The following is a 15,003-nucleotide window of genomic DNA, read 5'->3' as shown; positions in this document are numbered from 1 at the left end:
TACTAAAAAATGTTTCTCGAACCTCATTTCAGTGGTCAGCGCAGTGGATGGATAGAAGTCATCTGTGGAAGTATGTTTTCCGGTAAGACCGAAGAATTGATCCGCCGGTTAAAGCGTGCCCGCATTGCGGGCCAGCGCGTCGAGATATTCAAACCCAAGATTGACACCCGGTACGGAGAAACCAAAGTCGTCTCCCACGACAGCAATTCCCTGCTCGCCACCCCGATTATCGATACCAGTAAAATCTTACAAATTCCGGACGACGTGACGGTAATCGGCCTGGACGAAGCGCAGTTTTTTGAGCCCGCGGTAGTCTCCCACGTGCAGGAACTAGCCAATAGAGGGAAGCGCGTCATCATTGCTGGTCTCGACATGGATTTCCGGGGGAAGCCTTTCGGGCCCATCTGCAGCCTGCTGGCCGTTGCCGAATACATTACCAAGGTCCACGCCATTTGCTCCCACTGCGGGAACCTGGCCAGTCATTCCTATCGTCTAACGCAGAACCAGGACACCGTTGTTCTTGGGGAAACGGACCTTTACGAAGCACGTTGTCGCAGGTGCTATGGGATGGGGAATATTCTGGAACTTAAGTAATAAGTAGTCTGGTAGTCTTATGGTCTGGTGGTATAGTAGGCTCCGCAAGGGGATGCTCACTACGCTCGTGGGTACTATTCATAGACAGTTTCACCATATAAACGAGCGCAGCGAGCATCCATATGCGGTAGACTACAGGACTACTAAACTACAAGACTAATGATTGTGCCCGCTATGGTCTCCCCCTTCATGGCTGTGCCCGTGGTCTTCCACCACGTTCGCGGCCGCGCCGAGCGCGGCGTTCATAGAAGATTCCACCTTAGCGATTTCACCGGCCTCCTTTCTGATGTAGTTGATGATGGCATCGTTGTCCATACTTTCTCGGAGTTCGTCAAGCGGCTTGAGGTCCTGCATCCAACTCATCATGGCGTCGTTGGCATCTTCCAGTTGCTCGTTGGCGGCTTCCAACACTTCTTTTTTGCTGGCCTCCAGGCCTTCACTATTGAGTGCTTCCTTAATGGAACGTTGCGCAGCGGTGATTTTGCCCATTAGCGGCATCACCCGATCATGGCCTTCCATCATGGCATCATAGGCGGTTTGCTGAGAGGCGCGGGCAGCATCCATCGTTGCTTTTTCGGCAGCGGCGGTGTCTTCTCCACAAGATGTCAGAGAAAGACTCAGAATAAGTAATAAGCTTAGGTAACGCATGGTTGATTGTTTTCTTAGTAGAAAGGTTTTCCGGAGCTACCGGTTCATTTTGCAAAGGTACGAGTCGCTGCGCTCCTGTTGCAGGAGTTGCAGGGTCGCTGCGCTTCTGTTGCAGGAGTTGCAGGGTCGCTGCGCTCCTGTTGCAGGAGTTGCAGGGTCGCTGCGCTCCCGTTGCAGGAGTTGCAGGGTCGCTGCGCTCCCGTTGCAGGAGTTGCAGGGTCGCTACGCTCCCGTTGCAGGGGTTGCAGGGTCGCTGCGCTCCTGTTGCAGGGGTTGCAGGGTCGCTGCGCTCCCGTTGCAGGAGTTGCAGGGTCGCTGCGCTCCTGTTGCAGGGGTTACAGGGTCGCTGCGCTCCTGTTGCAGGGGTTGCAGGGTCGCTGCGCTCCCGTTGCAGGAGTTGCAGGGGCGCTGCGCTCCTGTTGCAGGGGTTGCAGGGTCGCTGCGCTCCCGTTGCAGGGGTTGCAGGGTCGCTGCGCTCCCGTTGCAGGGGTTGCAGGGTCGCTGCGCTCCCGTTGCAGGAGTTGCAGGGGCGCTGCGCTCCTGTTGCAGGGGTTGCAGGGTCGCTGCGCTCCCGTTGCAGGGGTTGCAGGGTCGCTGCGCTCCCGTTGCAGGAGTTGCAGGGTCGCTGCGCTCCCGTTGCACCTCCTGCAACCTCTGCAACCTCTGCAACCTGCTCCTTCATCCCTCCCCTTGCACCAGCGGCCGCGCCATATTTGGGTAAAAAACCGGGCCTACGTAAAAAGGGCGCCCCCAATTCCGGGACGCCCTCACCATTTGAGACTAGTAATACAAGCTTTAATCGAGCTCAATATCTCCGTAACTGGTCGAGATATTAATCGATCCTTTTCCAATGCCCGGCATGTTACCGGTTGCTGAGCGGGAAGATCCGCTCTTGTTGCTGTTTACGTTCTTCGCCCGGCTGGAGTCGTAGGAAATATCTCCGTAACGCGTCCGAAGTTCGAATTCATAGCCAGCATCGGAATCCACATCAATTTCTACGTCAATGTAGTTAACCCGGATATAGACGCGCTCGAACCCGGCCTTGAGTTGATCGATTTCGAGGTCGCCGTAAGAAGCGTCCACCTCAATTTCTTTCACCACCTTACCGATGGATACGTCGCAGTAATTGCCGTCGAGGTAAATACGGTCTACGGTGCCGACTTCAAGGTCATTATAGTTGCCATCGAGGCGCAGCTCACGGGCACTTTCCACCTCTAGTTCTTCGTAACCGGCGTCGATGGTAAGGCGGCCAACGGTGCCGATACGGGTTTCGCTGTAACGACCATCATAGCGTAGTTCTGATGCTTTCCGGATTTCGTTGCCATCGCAGTAACGTACCCGAAAGGTGCTGTTTTCGCCCATCTCGTCGATGCGGGCGGAGCCGTAGCTGACGCTTACTTCGTTACGGCCGGTCAGGTCACCAGCCACCAGGTTGCCATAACCAACACTGATGTTGGTGTTGCCCGACAAGTCAGGAAGGCTGACGTCGCAGTACTTAGCTTCGGTTTCCAGACTGGCCGAGGCGGGCATTTTGACGCGGTAGTAAACCTTGAAGTCATTAGAGTTGGAACTACCTCTGCCGAGGGACGGCCATTCTCCGTTTAGAATTGATTCGATGAAGCCCTTGGAGTTACGCCCGCTAGTACCAATATTCGTTATAGCCGTAGCGCTGTTGGAGCCACCACTAAAGTTGACTTCAATGCGGTCGAAAGTGCGGTCAGCATCTTCTTGGTCAGCGGCAGAAACCTTTACCCGAACGTCAATTTTAACCTCATTACGATCCCAGGTTTCCACCTTGATCTCACCGTAACGATTCGCCAGGCGGACTTCTCCATCGCCATCAACCTGAAAAGTTTCGGTATACGTTTTCTCGTAATCTTGCTTTAGCAAAAAAGGAGCATCGGCCGCCTGCAAGGCGGGGAGCAACAACAGAAAGGCCGTTGCTGCCAGAAATGGTTTTATGGATTTAAGAATCATTGGTAGTTTGTTGAGTAGTAGTAGAAGTAGAATCGTTGGAAGGCAGGTGCTGCTGAATGCGCAACAAGATGTCAAGCTTCGTGCGGTAAGTCTCAATGAGGCGATCAATGAGGACTGCACGTTGGGATACGGGTACTTCGAGCAGGGATGCCCGGATTTCTTCGGTGGCCTCATCAATTTCGGCCAGGTCTTTTTGCAGTTGTGGGTCGTTACTCACCAGTTTTACTTTCGTAGCCTGGGTAGCGATTTCGCCACGGTAGTAGTTTTCAGTTTCGGCCAGTTCCGGACTGATCTGACGGAGTTCTGCCGCCATCTGATCTTCTTCCGCACTCCGGTAACCATTCTGGGTACCAATGGTGAAGGCCGCAGCGATGAGCAACAGCATGGCCGCAGCCACACCCAGAACCCGCATACGTCGACCACGCCCGCCTAAGATGGCGCGCAGCGGCGGCATTGGGGTAGCGCCGGAGACTTGTCTGACTTCGTCTCCGTCCATAGCGGCGAAGACCAGACCCTCGATTCTCGGTGGTGGGGTGCTGTCATCGAAGGCATTGCGATTCTTGGCGATGAAGGTCTCCAACGGATCCTTACCATTACCTGAGGAATCAATGGCGCTTTCGATCTTGCTCCACAGGTCTTCACCGGGAGTTTCGTCATCAAAGGCCGCTCGGTTATTGAGGATAAAATCCTCTAGCTTATCGGTAGACATGGGGAGGATTATTTTTGATCGTTTAATAATGCAGCCAGGCGCTTACGTGCCCGACTGTACTGTGATTTGCTCGTCCCGACACTGATGCCAAGAATATTCGAGATCTCTTCGTGGTCATATCCTTCGAAGAGGTAAAGAGAAAGTACCACCCGGTAACCTTCACTTAATTGTAAGGTGGCGCGTTTGATCTGCTCCACACTTAATTTCAGGGCCTCCGGAGCAGGTTCGGCATTCGTCGCTTCATCAACAGAATCATGGCGATTGGGGTCCAGATCAGTTGTTAGCAACCGCCGCTTCTTCAGATGGTCGATACAGCGGTTGACAACAATACGCTTTATCCAGGCACTGATCGAAGCGTCAAAATTAAACGTCTCAATCTTACCAAAAATATCCACGAAGGCCACTTGCAAAACATCTTCCGCGTCATGGGCATGCCTGAGCATTCTCAGGCATAGGTTATACATTGGTTTGGCGTAGTGGCCATACAACGCTCTTTGCGCCGTGCGGTCCCTGCGCTGGCAACCCAGCACTAATTCGCGGTGCGTGTCGCGATAGTCGGCAGCTGTTGGCATGGTTTGTATGATTGGCTGTGCTCCCACAATGGTTCTTGGTTACTGTGTTTGATTGTAATGACGCAAGGACAGCAGCAGGGTTGCACCTTTTGATGGAATATTTTGGTAAAAAGGAAGGGAAAAGTAAAATAGGTATTTAGTAGCCAACTCTCCATGGTATGAACCTATCCATACCACTGGACATTTTTCTAAAACCGCTGATTGAAGGCTGCTTTTCGGAGACAAAGTTGCATTAGTTGCAGGTGTTGCCCCCCTGCAACTACTGTAACCCTTGCAACAATTTCTTAAACGTAGTCATCGGAATAAAGGTGGCTAAACAAAAATGTCCAGTAGTGTGAAACCTCTCAAACTAAAGTAGATGCTGCCCAAAGCGGTAGGAGCTGAAGCCGTGTTAACCGGCGCTCGTGGTTGCTGTGCCGGGCTTCAGTCGGTCTAATGGCCTTAAGTTACTACTCTTTTTCCCGCTGGGGAATAGCAAGTAATGTACCACGAACGGCACTTGCAGCTGTCCCTTATCTATTTATTAAGTTCCCCTTTCCTCCCTTCTTCCTTTCGCCCATAATCCGCTTCTGACATTCTCCCCTTCACTATTTCCCGCGCCTGATTATCTTAGCGGCCCCGAACGACCGGACCAAAACTCCAAAAACAAGCATGGCCAGCATCGACATTGAAGCCCTAAACGAACAAATCAAGATTGACAGCGAAGTCGTCGAACGTATCCGTCAGGAGACCGCCAAGGTCATCGTTGGCCAGCAATACATGATCGACCGCCTACTATTGGGCTTGCTCAGCAAAGGCCATATCCTGCTCGAAGGCCTGCCGGGACTTGCAAAAACGCTGGCGATCAATACCCTGGCGCAGACCATCTCTGCAGATTTCAGCCGGATCCAGTTCACCCCTGATCTGCTGCCGGCCGACATCGTCGGTACGATGATCTACAACCAGAGTGTCAACGATTTCACCGTCCGTAAAGGCCCCGTTTTTGCCAACTTCGTCCTCGCTGACGAAATCAACCGTGCCCCCGCCAAGGTGCAATCGGCCCTCCTTGAAGCCATGCAGGAGCGCCAGGTCACCATCGGTGACAAAACTTTTAAGCTCGAAGAGCCCTTCCTCGTTCTGGCCACCCAGAACCCCATAGAGCAAGAAGGTACTTACCCATTGCCCGAGGCGCAGACAGACCGTTTCATGCTCAAGTGCACCATCGGCTATCCCACCCGGGAAGATGAGCGGGAGATCATGCGGCGCAACCTTGAAAAAGGCTTTGCCAAAATCAACGCCGTTGCTACCACTGCCGAGATCTTGCACGCACGCGAAAGTGTCCGCAAGATTTATATGGACGACAAGATCGAACGCTACATCATCGACATCGTCTTCGCCACCCGCGAACCCGATGCTTACCGACTTGGCGACCTCAAGCCGCTGATCAGCTTTGGCGGCAGTCCTCGCGCCAGCATAAACCTGGCCAAGGCAGCCAAAGCCCATGCCTTCCTCGAACGCCGTGGCTACGTGACACCGGAAGACGTCCGCGCCGTTTGTGAAGACGTCCTGCGCCACCGCATCGGCCTTACCTACGAGGCGGAAGCTGAGAATATTCGCCAGGAAGACATTATTGGGCGGGTGCTTAATGTGGTGGAGGTACCTTAATTAGTCAAGTAGTCAGATCGTCTTGTAGTGAAGTAGTGCTACCGCATGGGAGTGCTCACTTCGTTCTTACGGAATAGTTGACCTTTGCCCGTAACTTTGGACAATAACCGAAGCTCGTTTTCAATTCTGGCGCAGGTGGCTCACTTGGGCAAACGTAATGACCATTGGTGGTAACCATGCGCGTTTTTTTGCGGGGACGCGGGTGCATGGGAATGAGTAGAAGGAGCAGGGACCAATCCGGCTGAAGCCGGAGGTACACGTGTGCCGGACAGCTCTAAAATGAGCTGGTGCTACCACCCCTTGCCCTTCAACTTCCCCGGCACCTGCGCCCCCGCCCAAATGAAGCACCTGCCGCCCCTAGCGAACCTATTCCCCCCATCGTCGTTAAACCAGCAAACCAACAATACACGATGCGCGTAACTTTTTCTACCCTGCTCCTCCTCCTGCTCTTCACCGCCTGCGGCGACAGCAGCAACACCTCAACGGCTACCGCCGAAGCTCCCACCGAAACACCAGTAATGGAAAACAAGAAAGAGGTCGTCATGACCCCGATCTTCCATGCTGCCGTGGTGCTGGAGTACGATGGGCTGACCATCTTCGTAGACCCCTACGACAAGCCGGAAAAATTCACCAGCTTCGGTGCGCCAGACATGGTGGTGATCACCCACACCCACGGCGATCACTTCAACGAGGAAGTCCTGTCTGCCCTGGACCTCAGCGGTGCTGAACTCTTCGGCCCAGCTGCCGTCACCGAAAAAGCGGGAGAAATGGGCTTTGAAAAAGTAACCACTCTCGCCAACGGTGAGGATGCCGCCCGTGGCGACATCACCGTCAATGCTGTAGCTGCCTACAACCTGCCCAAGGCCGAAGACAGCTTCCACCCACCCGGCAAATTCAATGGCTACGTCATCGATATGGGCGGCCAACGCTACTATTTCTCCGGAGACACCGAAGACGTGGAAGAAATGCGTGCCCTCCAGGACATCGACGTCGCCTTCGTTTGCATGAACCAGCCCTATACGATGGAAATGGCCGCAGCTGCTGATGCAGTGCTGGATTTCAAGCCCGAAAAAGTTTACCCATACCACTACCGCAACCAGGACGGCTCCTTCATGGACACTAAGGAATTTGCCCGGCTCGTTGAGGAAGGGGACAAAACTATTGAAGTAGTTGTTGCTGATTGGTATAAGTAAGCTTTAGCCCGTCCGCCGAGGCGGCCCCTGGCCTGACTTGTCGGCCGGGCGGGTCAAAAAATCACGAAATCACTCGGCAGCCGGGTCCGCTCCTTTGTCGAGCCTTGGCTGTCGAGTGATTTTCAGCAAGCCAGCTATTTTCCGCTTTCCCCTTAAGTGAGAAAACAGTCCCATCTTTAAGCGCCAAACCCATTCAAAAGCCAACCTCCACCTCCCATGCGTGCGCTGAAAATTACCGGTATTGTCCTGCTCATTCTTGTAGTGGTTCCGCTCATCGCCGTCAGTTTTTTCGGCGGTCCAATCGCCCGGGCGGTCGTCAACTCCCTGAGCAAGAAATTTCCCACGGAAATAAAAGTAGCGGAGTACGATGTTGCTTTCTGGCGTAGTTTCCCCAGCTTATCCGTCAATCTGCAAGACGTACAGGTTCGCGGCAGCGACGGCAGTGACCTGCTGGTGGCCGAGCAATTAAGTTGCCTGCTGGACCTGGGCAGCTTGTTCGGTAAGATCCGGGTAGAAGAGATTGCTATTTCCGATGGCAAGCTCAACCTCATCACCGACATCGACGGCAACACCAACTACCAACTGGCTGGGTACACCCCCGTCGGAGAAGAAGTGCCGGAGGGGGAACCTACCGAGTTTGCTATTGCCGACGCGCAATTGAATGGAGTAGTGTTTACCTACCGCGACGCCCAACTCCAAATCGATATTGCCGGAAATGTTGACCAGGCCACTTTCAGCGGTGACTTTGGCGCCAAAGATTACCTGCTTGCCGCCGAAGGCCTGCTGGACATCTACCACCTCGACCAGGAAGGGGTCCGCTACCTTAACGAAACAAGACTTCGGCTGGAGTCAAAAACAAACATCAATAACGAGGAAAACAAGTACACCCTTGCGCCACTCCGGATCGAATCCGGCGATCTCGAAATTAGTGTGGTTGGTGACCTCACCTCGACCAAAGACGGACTTCTGACTAACCTGCGGTTAGAAAGTGAGTCGGGCAGCCTCGAAGATGTTCTCGCCCTCATCCCTCCAGCCTACGCTGGCACCCTGAATGAGTTGGAAACCCGGGGGGAGCTGTCCCTTTCCGGAAGCATTACCGGCCCCTGGACCAAACGCAAGTATCCCAAAATGGATGGCCGGCTGACCTTTACCAATGGCCGGGTCGGTAGCCCACGCATCAACGTCGGTGCCAAGGACCTCGACCTAAAGGCCCGTTTTGCGTACCTGGACGGCCCAACTGGCGGCGTTCAGTCTTTTGCCATTGAAGAACTGAAGGGGACGTTTCGTAACCAGCCCTTCTCCCTGAAACTCAGCATCGAGAACCTCGATGACCCACGCATCGATTTCTCCGCCGACGGAGCATTCCCTTTGGGCACCTTGCCCGCCATCCTTGGCGAAGGGCCGGTGACCGACGGCGATGGATACGTTCGTATCCAGGGCCTCCGGCTCACCGGACGTTACGAAGACATGCTGCGCCCACGGCGCATGGGCCAGGTGGCGGCCGCTGGCCGCCTCACCTTCGACGGTGGAGAGCTGACCATTAACGAGCGGCAACTATCTTTCCCTTCGGGCACTCTGGAACTGCGAGACAACGAGATGGAGCTGACCAATTTTGCCTTCGAGGGGGCCGAAACCGAGATAAGCTTCACCGGCAAAGCCACGAACCTGATTCCCGTTCTGTTCGCCGATTCCCTAAACACCAATGACGCCGAACTCAACTTCGACGCCCGGCTGACCGGTAAATCATTCGACATCGACGAACTGCTGAAGCTGGCCGGCCCAACGGAAGAAGAGCAGGAAATTGCCGAAGCCGCTGGTACAACCGATAGCCTGCGCGCTAAAACAATGGTCCGCCGAGCACAAATAACCGACCTGCTTCGCGGTCGATTCGATGCAAACGTAGAAGAATGGAACTACGGAGAAATTAAAGGAGAGAATTTCAGCGGACAACTCATCTTCACGCCCCGACAATTAGACGTCCGGGGCATTACCGATGCCATGGAGGGACAGCTTAAGGTAGACGGTGAAGTCTATTTTCAGGAATTGCAACGTGTGGAAGGCCGGATAAGTGGTATCGGGATCGACGTCAACCAGTTCTTTGCTCAAGGTGAGAACTTCGGCCAGGAAGTGCTGGTAGCCGATAATATTGAAGGAAAAATGGACGCCAAGCTCTGGATCCAGGCCTATTTTGATGAGAAAGGAGAACTCGACTACGAAAAACTCAAGGTGCTGGCAGGCATGGACATTTCCGATGGCGAACTGAACAATTTCGGGATGCTGGAGAATTTTGCCTTCGCCCTGAAAGCAGGCGACCTGGACAAGGTCCGTTTTACGCGTCTTCAGAATTTCTTCGAAATCACCGACGAGACGCTGTACATCCCGGTCATGTTCGTACAGTCCAGCGCGCTGAACCTTGAATTGAGCGGAAGCCACACGTTCAACAATTACCTGGATTACTTCATAAAAGTAAATGCCGGACAAGCGATTGCCAATAAAATTGGTCGACACGATCGTAACCTGGACATGCTACCCGCCCGTAGAAATGGCTTTTTCAACCTCTACTACACCGTTAAAGGCCCGCTCGAATCCTATGCAGTGGAAAGTGATAAACGAGCGGTTAAGAACGACTTTAAGCGTAGCGAGTATCGCAAAAACCGTGTCCGACTAGAGCTGGCAGCATTGTTTGCTGAGCCAATTGAATTGGTGGAGGCTCCGGAGGAGACGGCTGATGAAGGAGGGGAGTAGCTTATATCTGGCTTGTACCCCTTTGATCGCTCTTCTCCTGTGTTCAGGCACATTTCGCCTGCCTGAAGAAGTCTTATATCGTCTGCTACAGCCCGTTGGAGATCTTTTTCTATTGTCTCTTACCAGTACGTCGCCACGTACGGATAAGTAGTCTGGTACTGCTCCTTAACCATCTCCACCAATCGCTGGCGGAGCGCGTCCAGGTTTTCTTTTGTGTGGGCAGAGATCAGCATGGCTTCGTGACCAAATTCACTTTCCAGGCTCTTACGCAAACCTTCTTCTACTTCATCGCGGCCTTCCTCGTCGAGGTAGAGGTCGTAATTGCGTTCGCGGAACAGGTCGACTTTGTTGAAGACTAGCACCGTAGGCTTTTCCTCCACGCCCAGTTCTTTGAGCAGGGTTTGTACCGTCCGGATCTGATCGGCGTGGACGGGGTGGGCAACGTCGACAACGTGGAGCAATATGTCGCTCTCCCGTACCTCGTCGAGCGTAGATTTGAAACTCTCGATCAGGTGGTGAGGTAGTTTGCGGATGAACCCTACGGTGTCCGTCAACAGGAAGGGTACGCCTTCGTAGGCAACTTTCCGAACCGTGGTGTCCAGGGTGGCGAAGAGCTTGTCTTCGGCGAAGACATCGCTTTTCGTCAACAGGTTCATTAGGGTAGACTTCCCAACGTTGGTGTAGCCCACCAGGGCAACACGGACCATGGTGTCCCGCCCCTTACGCCGCGTAGCTGCCTGGCGATCCAATTTTTCCAGGTCTTTCTTCAGTTTACTGATTTTATCGCGGATGATCCGGCGATCCGTCTCAATTTCCGTTTCACCAGGGCCTCGCATACCAATACCACCGCGCTGCCGCTCCAGGTGTGTCCACAAACCACGCAATCGTGGAAGCATGTACTGCATCTGAGCGAGTTCGACCTGCGTCTTGGCCTGGGCGGTCTGCGCCCGCCCCGCAAAAATATCGAGGATGAGGGAAGAACGGTCAATGATCTTAACCTTCATCAACTCTTCGAGGATACTGACTTGCTTGCCGCTGAGATCATCGTCGAAGATGACCATGGTGATCTCCTCGTGCTCTTCTACATACTTGGCAATCTCGTTAGCTTTACCGCTACCCACAAAGGTCCGGTTGTCCGGGCTATCCAGTTTTTGGACAACTCTCTTTTGGGTAATTGCACCAGCCGTGAGGGCCAGGAACTCCAGCTCGTCCAGGTACTCAGCTACCTGCTCTTCCGTCTGCTGACGGGTAACCAGGCCGACTACGACCGCATATTCCGTTTCTTTCTTCAGGCCGGACTCTTTTTGTCCGACATTCCATTCGTTTGCCATTGTTAATAGTACATTGTCTTTAACTCAATAGTTCATAGTCGGTAGTTCATAGTTCAGTAGTTCTTAGCCGGTAGTTCAATAGTTCAGGAACAAAGACTATGAACTAGCGACTAAAGACTACCTTTTATTCGTGTATAAACGTAAGTATGCGTTTAAATGACGACTAATAAATTGAAAGTACTGGATGTTTACATCAAATCAACCATCCATGGCTATCACCACATTTAAAACCTGGGCTGTTTATCCAAAGGCCTTGTCTTCAGGCACGAAGAGTAGCGGCCTTGAGCAAGGCATGGCCTAAGCACGAACGGTTTGCTTTGACGGACCAGGTAAAACGTTCTTCCCGCTCCGTTTGCGCCAACCTTGTGGAGAGTTTCGCAAAACGGCGGTACCCCAAACACTTCCTATCCAAAATCACCGACAGTGCCGGCGAGAATGCGGAAACGCAGGTATGGTTTGACTTTGCCCTCGACGAAGGATTTATCTCTGCCGTCCAACATCAAAAACTCATGGCTGAATCTGTAGAAACCGGTAAGCTATTGACCTACACGGAACACCGCCCCGGACAGTATGCTCCGAGGAAGAAGTAGTTAGTTAATAGTGTAATAGACTATGAACTAACTACTATTGAACCATGAACTAACTATTGGCTGCCGCCAATAAATTAGCCATATCCACTTTAGGGCCAATAAACGCGGCCAGGTCTTCGATTTTGATCCGTTGTTGCTCCAGCGTATCACGGTCACGGACGGTAACGGTGCCTTTGAGTTCTCCTTCCTCGATCGTCTCAAAATCAACGGTGATACAGAAAGGTGTGCCTACGGCGTCCTGACGACGGTAGAGTTTACCAATCGCACCGGTGTCGTCGTACTGTACGTCGAAATGGAAACGGAGGTCGTTGAAAATACCTTTGGCCACCTCGACAATTTCCGGTTTGTTACGTGCGAGCGGCATAATGGCTGCTTTGATCGGAGCCAATGCCGGGTGCAGTTTCATCACGTCCCGAACGTTGGCCGGATCGTCCTGGCCAGGAACCTGCTCGGTACGCAGCGCGTGGCTCATTGTTGCCAGGAACAAGCGGTCGGCACCGATGGAAGTTTCCAGTACGTAGGGCACGTAATGTTCTTTCGTCTCCGGATCGTGATAAGTCATTTTCTTGCCCGACAGCTCCATGTGGGCGCCCAGGTCAAAGTCGGTCCGGCTGTGGATGCCTTCCAGTTCTTTAAAACCGAAGGGGAAGTCGAACTGAATATCCACGGCAGCGTCGGCGTAGTGGGCCAGGTTATCGTGGTCGTGGAAGCGCAGTTTCTCAGCGGGGTGGCCGAGGGCAAGGTGCCACTTCATCCGGGTCTCCTTCCACTTCTTGTACCACTCCATCTGGGTACCGGGCTGGATGAAAAACTGCATCTCCATCTGCTCAAACTCCCGCATGCGGAAGATGAACTGCCGGGCTACAATCTCGTTACGGAAGGCCTTACCGATCTGGGCAATACCGAAGGGCAGCTTTTGGCGCGTGCTCTTCTGTACGTTGAGGAAGTTGACGAAGATACCTTGCGCCGTTTCCGGGCGGAGGTACAGTTTACCTTCCTCACCGGCGATGTTACCGAGCTGGGTGGAGAACATCAGGTTGAACTGGCGCACGTCGGTCCAGTTGGCCGAGCCAGTGTCTGGGTCCTTGATGCCAAGATCGACCAGCATTTGACCAAGTTCTTCCATGTTACCGTCGGTCATCGCCGTTGCGAGGCGCTTGGCCACGGCGTCCATTTCTCCCTGATAGCGGAGAACGTTGCCGTTCGTTTTGCGGTACTCGGCCTCGTCAAAGGCCTCGCCAAAACGCTTCTGCGCCTTAGCAATCTCTTTATTGAGTTTGCTTTCTACTTTATCGATGTAGTCTTCGATCAAGACGTCGGCGCGGTAGCGCTTCTTGCTGTCCTTATTGTCGACCAACGGATCGTTGAAAGCATCGACGTGGCCGGAGGCTTTCCAGGTCTTCGGATGCATGAAGATGCTGGCGTCAAGGCCGACGATGTTGTCGTGCATTTGCACCATCGAGCGCCACCAGTATTCCTTCAGGTTGTTCTTCAGCAATACGCCAAGGGGACCATAATCGTAAGCGGCGGAGAGGCCGTCGTAGATTTCAGAGCTTTGGAATACGAAACCGTAATCTTTGGCGTGGGAGGTCAGCTTTTTGAAGTCGGCGAAAGTCGTGGACATAGTTAGTCTATTGGTCTGTTAGTCTGTTGGTCTCTTAGTGAGATGGCGCGCCCTTGTTGTCAGGAACATTATGCCACCTCAAGACTGATTTGGGCGGGCAAAGATAAACAGTACCTTTTTAGTGTTTAGTTGCAACGGGTAAGGCTTTTACAATACCATAGGTCTGGCACCAAAGTGTTGGCATATGTGGCGGGGCCGCAGGTACAAGGGCAAGGGATAAAAGAGCAAGGTAAAAGGTTCCGGACCTCCCGGTCCGGCTTACGTGATCCGGACCGGGAGGTCCGGAACCCTAACAGTGCCTTGCTGCTTTCGTCCATGATTTTGCATCCTGCGGCCGCGCCCATAAACAGAAACCGGTCCTCCTTTTATTTCCCTGTTGACTACCCTTTACCTGGAAAGATGTGTCAATTCTCTAATTGATAGTAAAACTATCATAAAAGATAGTAAAGCTGTCATTTTATCGTCACATGAGTACTTTTCCGGCAACCAGATCCTTCGGGATTCAGTTAGGTGAGTGCATCAGACGGCAGTAAACACCCCACTAAAAACAATCGGGATTGTGCTTATGCCGTTAATCACCACTTTAAATATTCCCAATGAGATATCCCCTTAATTTCCTGGCCATTCTTGCCCTAAGCATCGCCATCGTTTCCTGTAGCCCAGCAGAGCCTAAACCACAGGAGGCCACCGTCACCGCCCAGCGCGCACAACCAATGAAGGGAGTTGTCGAGGACGTATTATCCAAAGAAGAACAGGATGCATTAACGGCCGACATGGTCATCCAGTCCTTTAAAGAAGGTAATGACCGGTTCCTGAGAAACGACCTGACCGCCAGGGACCATTCCGAACAGGTGAGAAAAAGCACACTGGCGCAATTCCCCAAGGCCATTGTACTTTCCTGTGTAGACAGTCGTGTACCCGTTGAGGACGTTTTTGATCGTGGCATTGGCGATGTATTTGTTGCGCGCGTTGCCGGTAATTTTGTCAACGAAGACATCCTGGGAAGCATGGAATTTGCCTGCAAAGTTTCCGGCTCTAAGCTAATTCTGGTAATGGGCCACGAGCACTGTGGTGCCGTGAAAGCCGCCGTCGATGACGTAAAACTGGGCAACATCACGCCAATGCTGGCGAAGATCAGACCGACCGTTGATAAAGTCGTTTACGATGGAGACCGTACTTCAAAAAACGATGAGTTCGTACACATGGTTTGTGAAAGCAACGTCCAGCACACTATTGAGCAGATTCGCCTCAACAGCCCCATCCTGAAGGAGATGGAAGATAAGGGTGAGATCAAAATCGTCGGCGCCGTTTACGATATGGATAACGGTAAGGTGGATTTTTTGCAGTAGTCTTAATGGACCTTTGCTGTCCTGATC

General features: G+C 52.9%; 12 protein-coding genes. 6 read left to right on the top strand and 6 right to left on the bottom strand.

The features are described from left to right. The first annotated feature begins 9 nt into the window (after window positions 1–9). On the top strand, window positions 10–594 hold the full coding sequence (locus tag B036_RS0110885; RefSeq protein WP_026231878.1) for a thymidine kinase: 585 nt from the start codon (window positions 10–12) through the stop codon (window positions 592–594). Between the two features lie 156 nt (window positions 595–750). On the opposite strand, the gene B036_RS0110880 is transcribed toward B036_RS0110885, so the two are convergent. The 4 genes from B036_RS0110880 to B036_RS0110865 form a co-directional block, all read right to left on the bottom strand. Continuing rightward, on the bottom strand, window positions 751–1,242 hold the full coding sequence (locus B036_RS0110880; RefSeq protein WP_020568745.1) for a hypothetical protein: 492 nt from the start codon (window positions 1,240–1,242) through the stop codon (window positions 751–753). A 795-nt stretch (window positions 1,243–2,037) separates the two neighbouring features. After that, entirely contained in the window at window positions 2,038–3,219 is a 1,182-nt protein-coding gene (locus tag B036_RS0110875; RefSeq protein WP_020568744.1) for a DUF4097 family beta strand repeat-containing protein, read from the bottom strand. Further along, window positions 3,209–3,928 (bottom strand): hypothetical protein, encoded by a 720-nt coding sequence (locus tag B036_RS33925; RefSeq protein WP_020568743.1) that lies wholly within the window; start codon window positions 3,926–3,928, stop codon window positions 3,209–3,211. Before B036_RS33925 ends, B036_RS0110875 begins: the two co-directional genes overlap by 11 nt. 8 nt (window positions 3,929–3,936) lie before the next feature. Beyond that, window positions 3,937–4,500 carry an RNA polymerase sigma factor gene (locus B036_RS0110865; protein WP_026231877.1) on the bottom strand — a complete coding sequence of 188 codons (564 nt, stop codon included), beginning with the start codon at window positions 4,498–4,500 and terminating at the stop codon, window positions 3,937–3,939. Window positions 4,501–5,151: 651 nt separating this feature from the next. Here B036_RS0110865 and B036_RS0110860 point away from each other — a divergent pair. From B036_RS0110860 to B036_RS0110850, 3 genes are all read left to right on the top strand, one after another. Further along, window positions 5,152–6,144 (top strand): AAA family ATPase, encoded by a 993-nt coding sequence (locus tag B036_RS0110860; RefSeq protein WP_020568741.1) that lies wholly within the window; start codon window positions 5,152–5,154, stop codon window positions 6,142–6,144. A gap of 287 nt (window positions 6,145–6,431) precedes the next feature. Further along, a complete protein-coding gene (locus B036_RS0110855) occupies window positions 6,432–7,337 on the top strand; it encodes an MBL fold metallo-hydrolase (protein ID WP_157472122.1) in 906 nt (301 codons plus the stop codon). Between the two features lie 216 nt (window positions 7,338–7,553). Beyond that, complete coding sequence (locus B036_RS0110850; RefSeq protein WP_020568739.1) at window positions 7,554–10,082, top strand: AsmA-like C-terminal region-containing protein; 2,529 nt, start codon at window positions 7,554–7,556, stop codon at window positions 10,080–10,082. Between the two features lie 119 nt (window positions 10,083–10,201). Here the strand turns inward: B036_RS0110850 and hflX are convergent, their stop codons facing one another. After that, the gene (gene hflX, locus B036_RS0110845; protein WP_020568738.1) at window positions 10,202–11,413 is read right to left on the bottom strand and encodes a GTPase HflX; all 1,212 of its coding nucleotides are present in this window, start codon (window positions 11,411–11,413) and stop codon (window positions 10,202–10,204) included. A 281-nt stretch (window positions 11,414–11,694) separates the two neighbouring features. On the opposite strand from hflX, the gene B036_RS0110840 reads away from it, so the two are divergent. After that, window positions 11,695–12,003, top strand: a complete 309-nt coding sequence (locus B036_RS0110840) for a four helix bundle protein (RefSeq protein WP_020568737.1) — start codon at window positions 11,695–11,697, stop codon at window positions 12,001–12,003. 49 nt (window positions 12,004–12,052) lie between these two features. On the opposite strand, the gene B036_RS0110835 is transcribed toward B036_RS0110840, so the two are convergent. After that, window positions 12,053–13,627 carry a glycine--tRNA ligase gene (locus tag B036_RS0110835; RefSeq protein WP_020568736.1) on the bottom strand — a complete coding sequence of 525 codons (1,575 nt, stop codon included), beginning with the start codon at window positions 13,625–13,627 and terminating at the stop codon, window positions 12,053–12,055. A 596-nt stretch (window positions 13,628–14,223) separates the two neighbouring features. Between B036_RS0110835 and B036_RS0110830 the strand changes: the two genes are divergently transcribed. Next, entirely contained in the window at window positions 14,224–14,976 is a 753-nt protein-coding gene (locus B036_RS0110830; protein ID WP_020568735.1) for a carbonic anhydrase family protein, read from the top strand. Window positions 14,977–15,003: the final 27 nt, after the last annotated feature.

Origin of the sequence: Neolewinella persica DSM 23188, assembly GCF_000373105.1 — a bacterium.
Lineage (GTDB): Bacteria > Bacteroidota > Bacteroidia > Chitinophagales > Saprospiraceae > Neolewinella > Neolewinella persica.
This window is presented reverse-complemented; position numbering and strand designations above follow the sequence as displayed.

Coding starts and splice junctions, on each gene's coding strand:
- B036_RS0110885 (WP_026231878.1), top strand. CDS start 10: ATGTTTCTCGAACCTCATTTCAGTGGTCAGCGCAGTGGATGGATAGAA.
- B036_RS0110880 (WP_020568745.1), bottom strand. CDS start 1,242: ATGCGTTACCTAAGCTTATTACTTATTCTGAGTCTTTCTCTGACATCT.
- B036_RS0110875 (WP_020568744.1), bottom strand. CDS start 3,219: ATGATTCTTAAATCCATAAAACCATTTCTGGCAGCAACGGCCTTTCTG.
- B036_RS33925 (WP_020568743.1), bottom strand. CDS start 3,928: ATGTCTACCGATAAGCTAGAGGATTTTATCCTCAATAACCGAGCGGCC.
- B036_RS0110865 (WP_026231877.1), bottom strand. CDS start 4,500: ATGCCAACAGCTGCCGACTATCGCGACACGCACCGCGAATTAGTGCTG.
- B036_RS0110860 (WP_020568741.1), top strand. CDS start 5,152: ATGGCCAGCATCGACATTGAAGCCCTAAACGAACAAATCAAGATTGAC.
- B036_RS0110850 (WP_020568739.1), top strand. CDS start 7,554: ATGCGTGCGCTGAAAATTACCGGTATTGTCCTGCTCATTCTTGTAGTG.
- hflX (WP_020568738.1), bottom strand. CDS start 11,413: ATGGCAAACGAATGGAATGTCGGACAAAAAGAGTCCGGCCTGAAGAAA.
- B036_RS0110835 (WP_020568736.1), bottom strand. CDS start 13,627: ATGTCCACGACTTTCGCCGACTTCAAAAAGCTGACCTCCCACGCCAAA.
- B036_RS0110830 (WP_020568735.1), top strand. CDS start 14,224: ATGAGATATCCCCTTAATTTCCTGGCCATTCTTGCCCTAAGCATCGCC.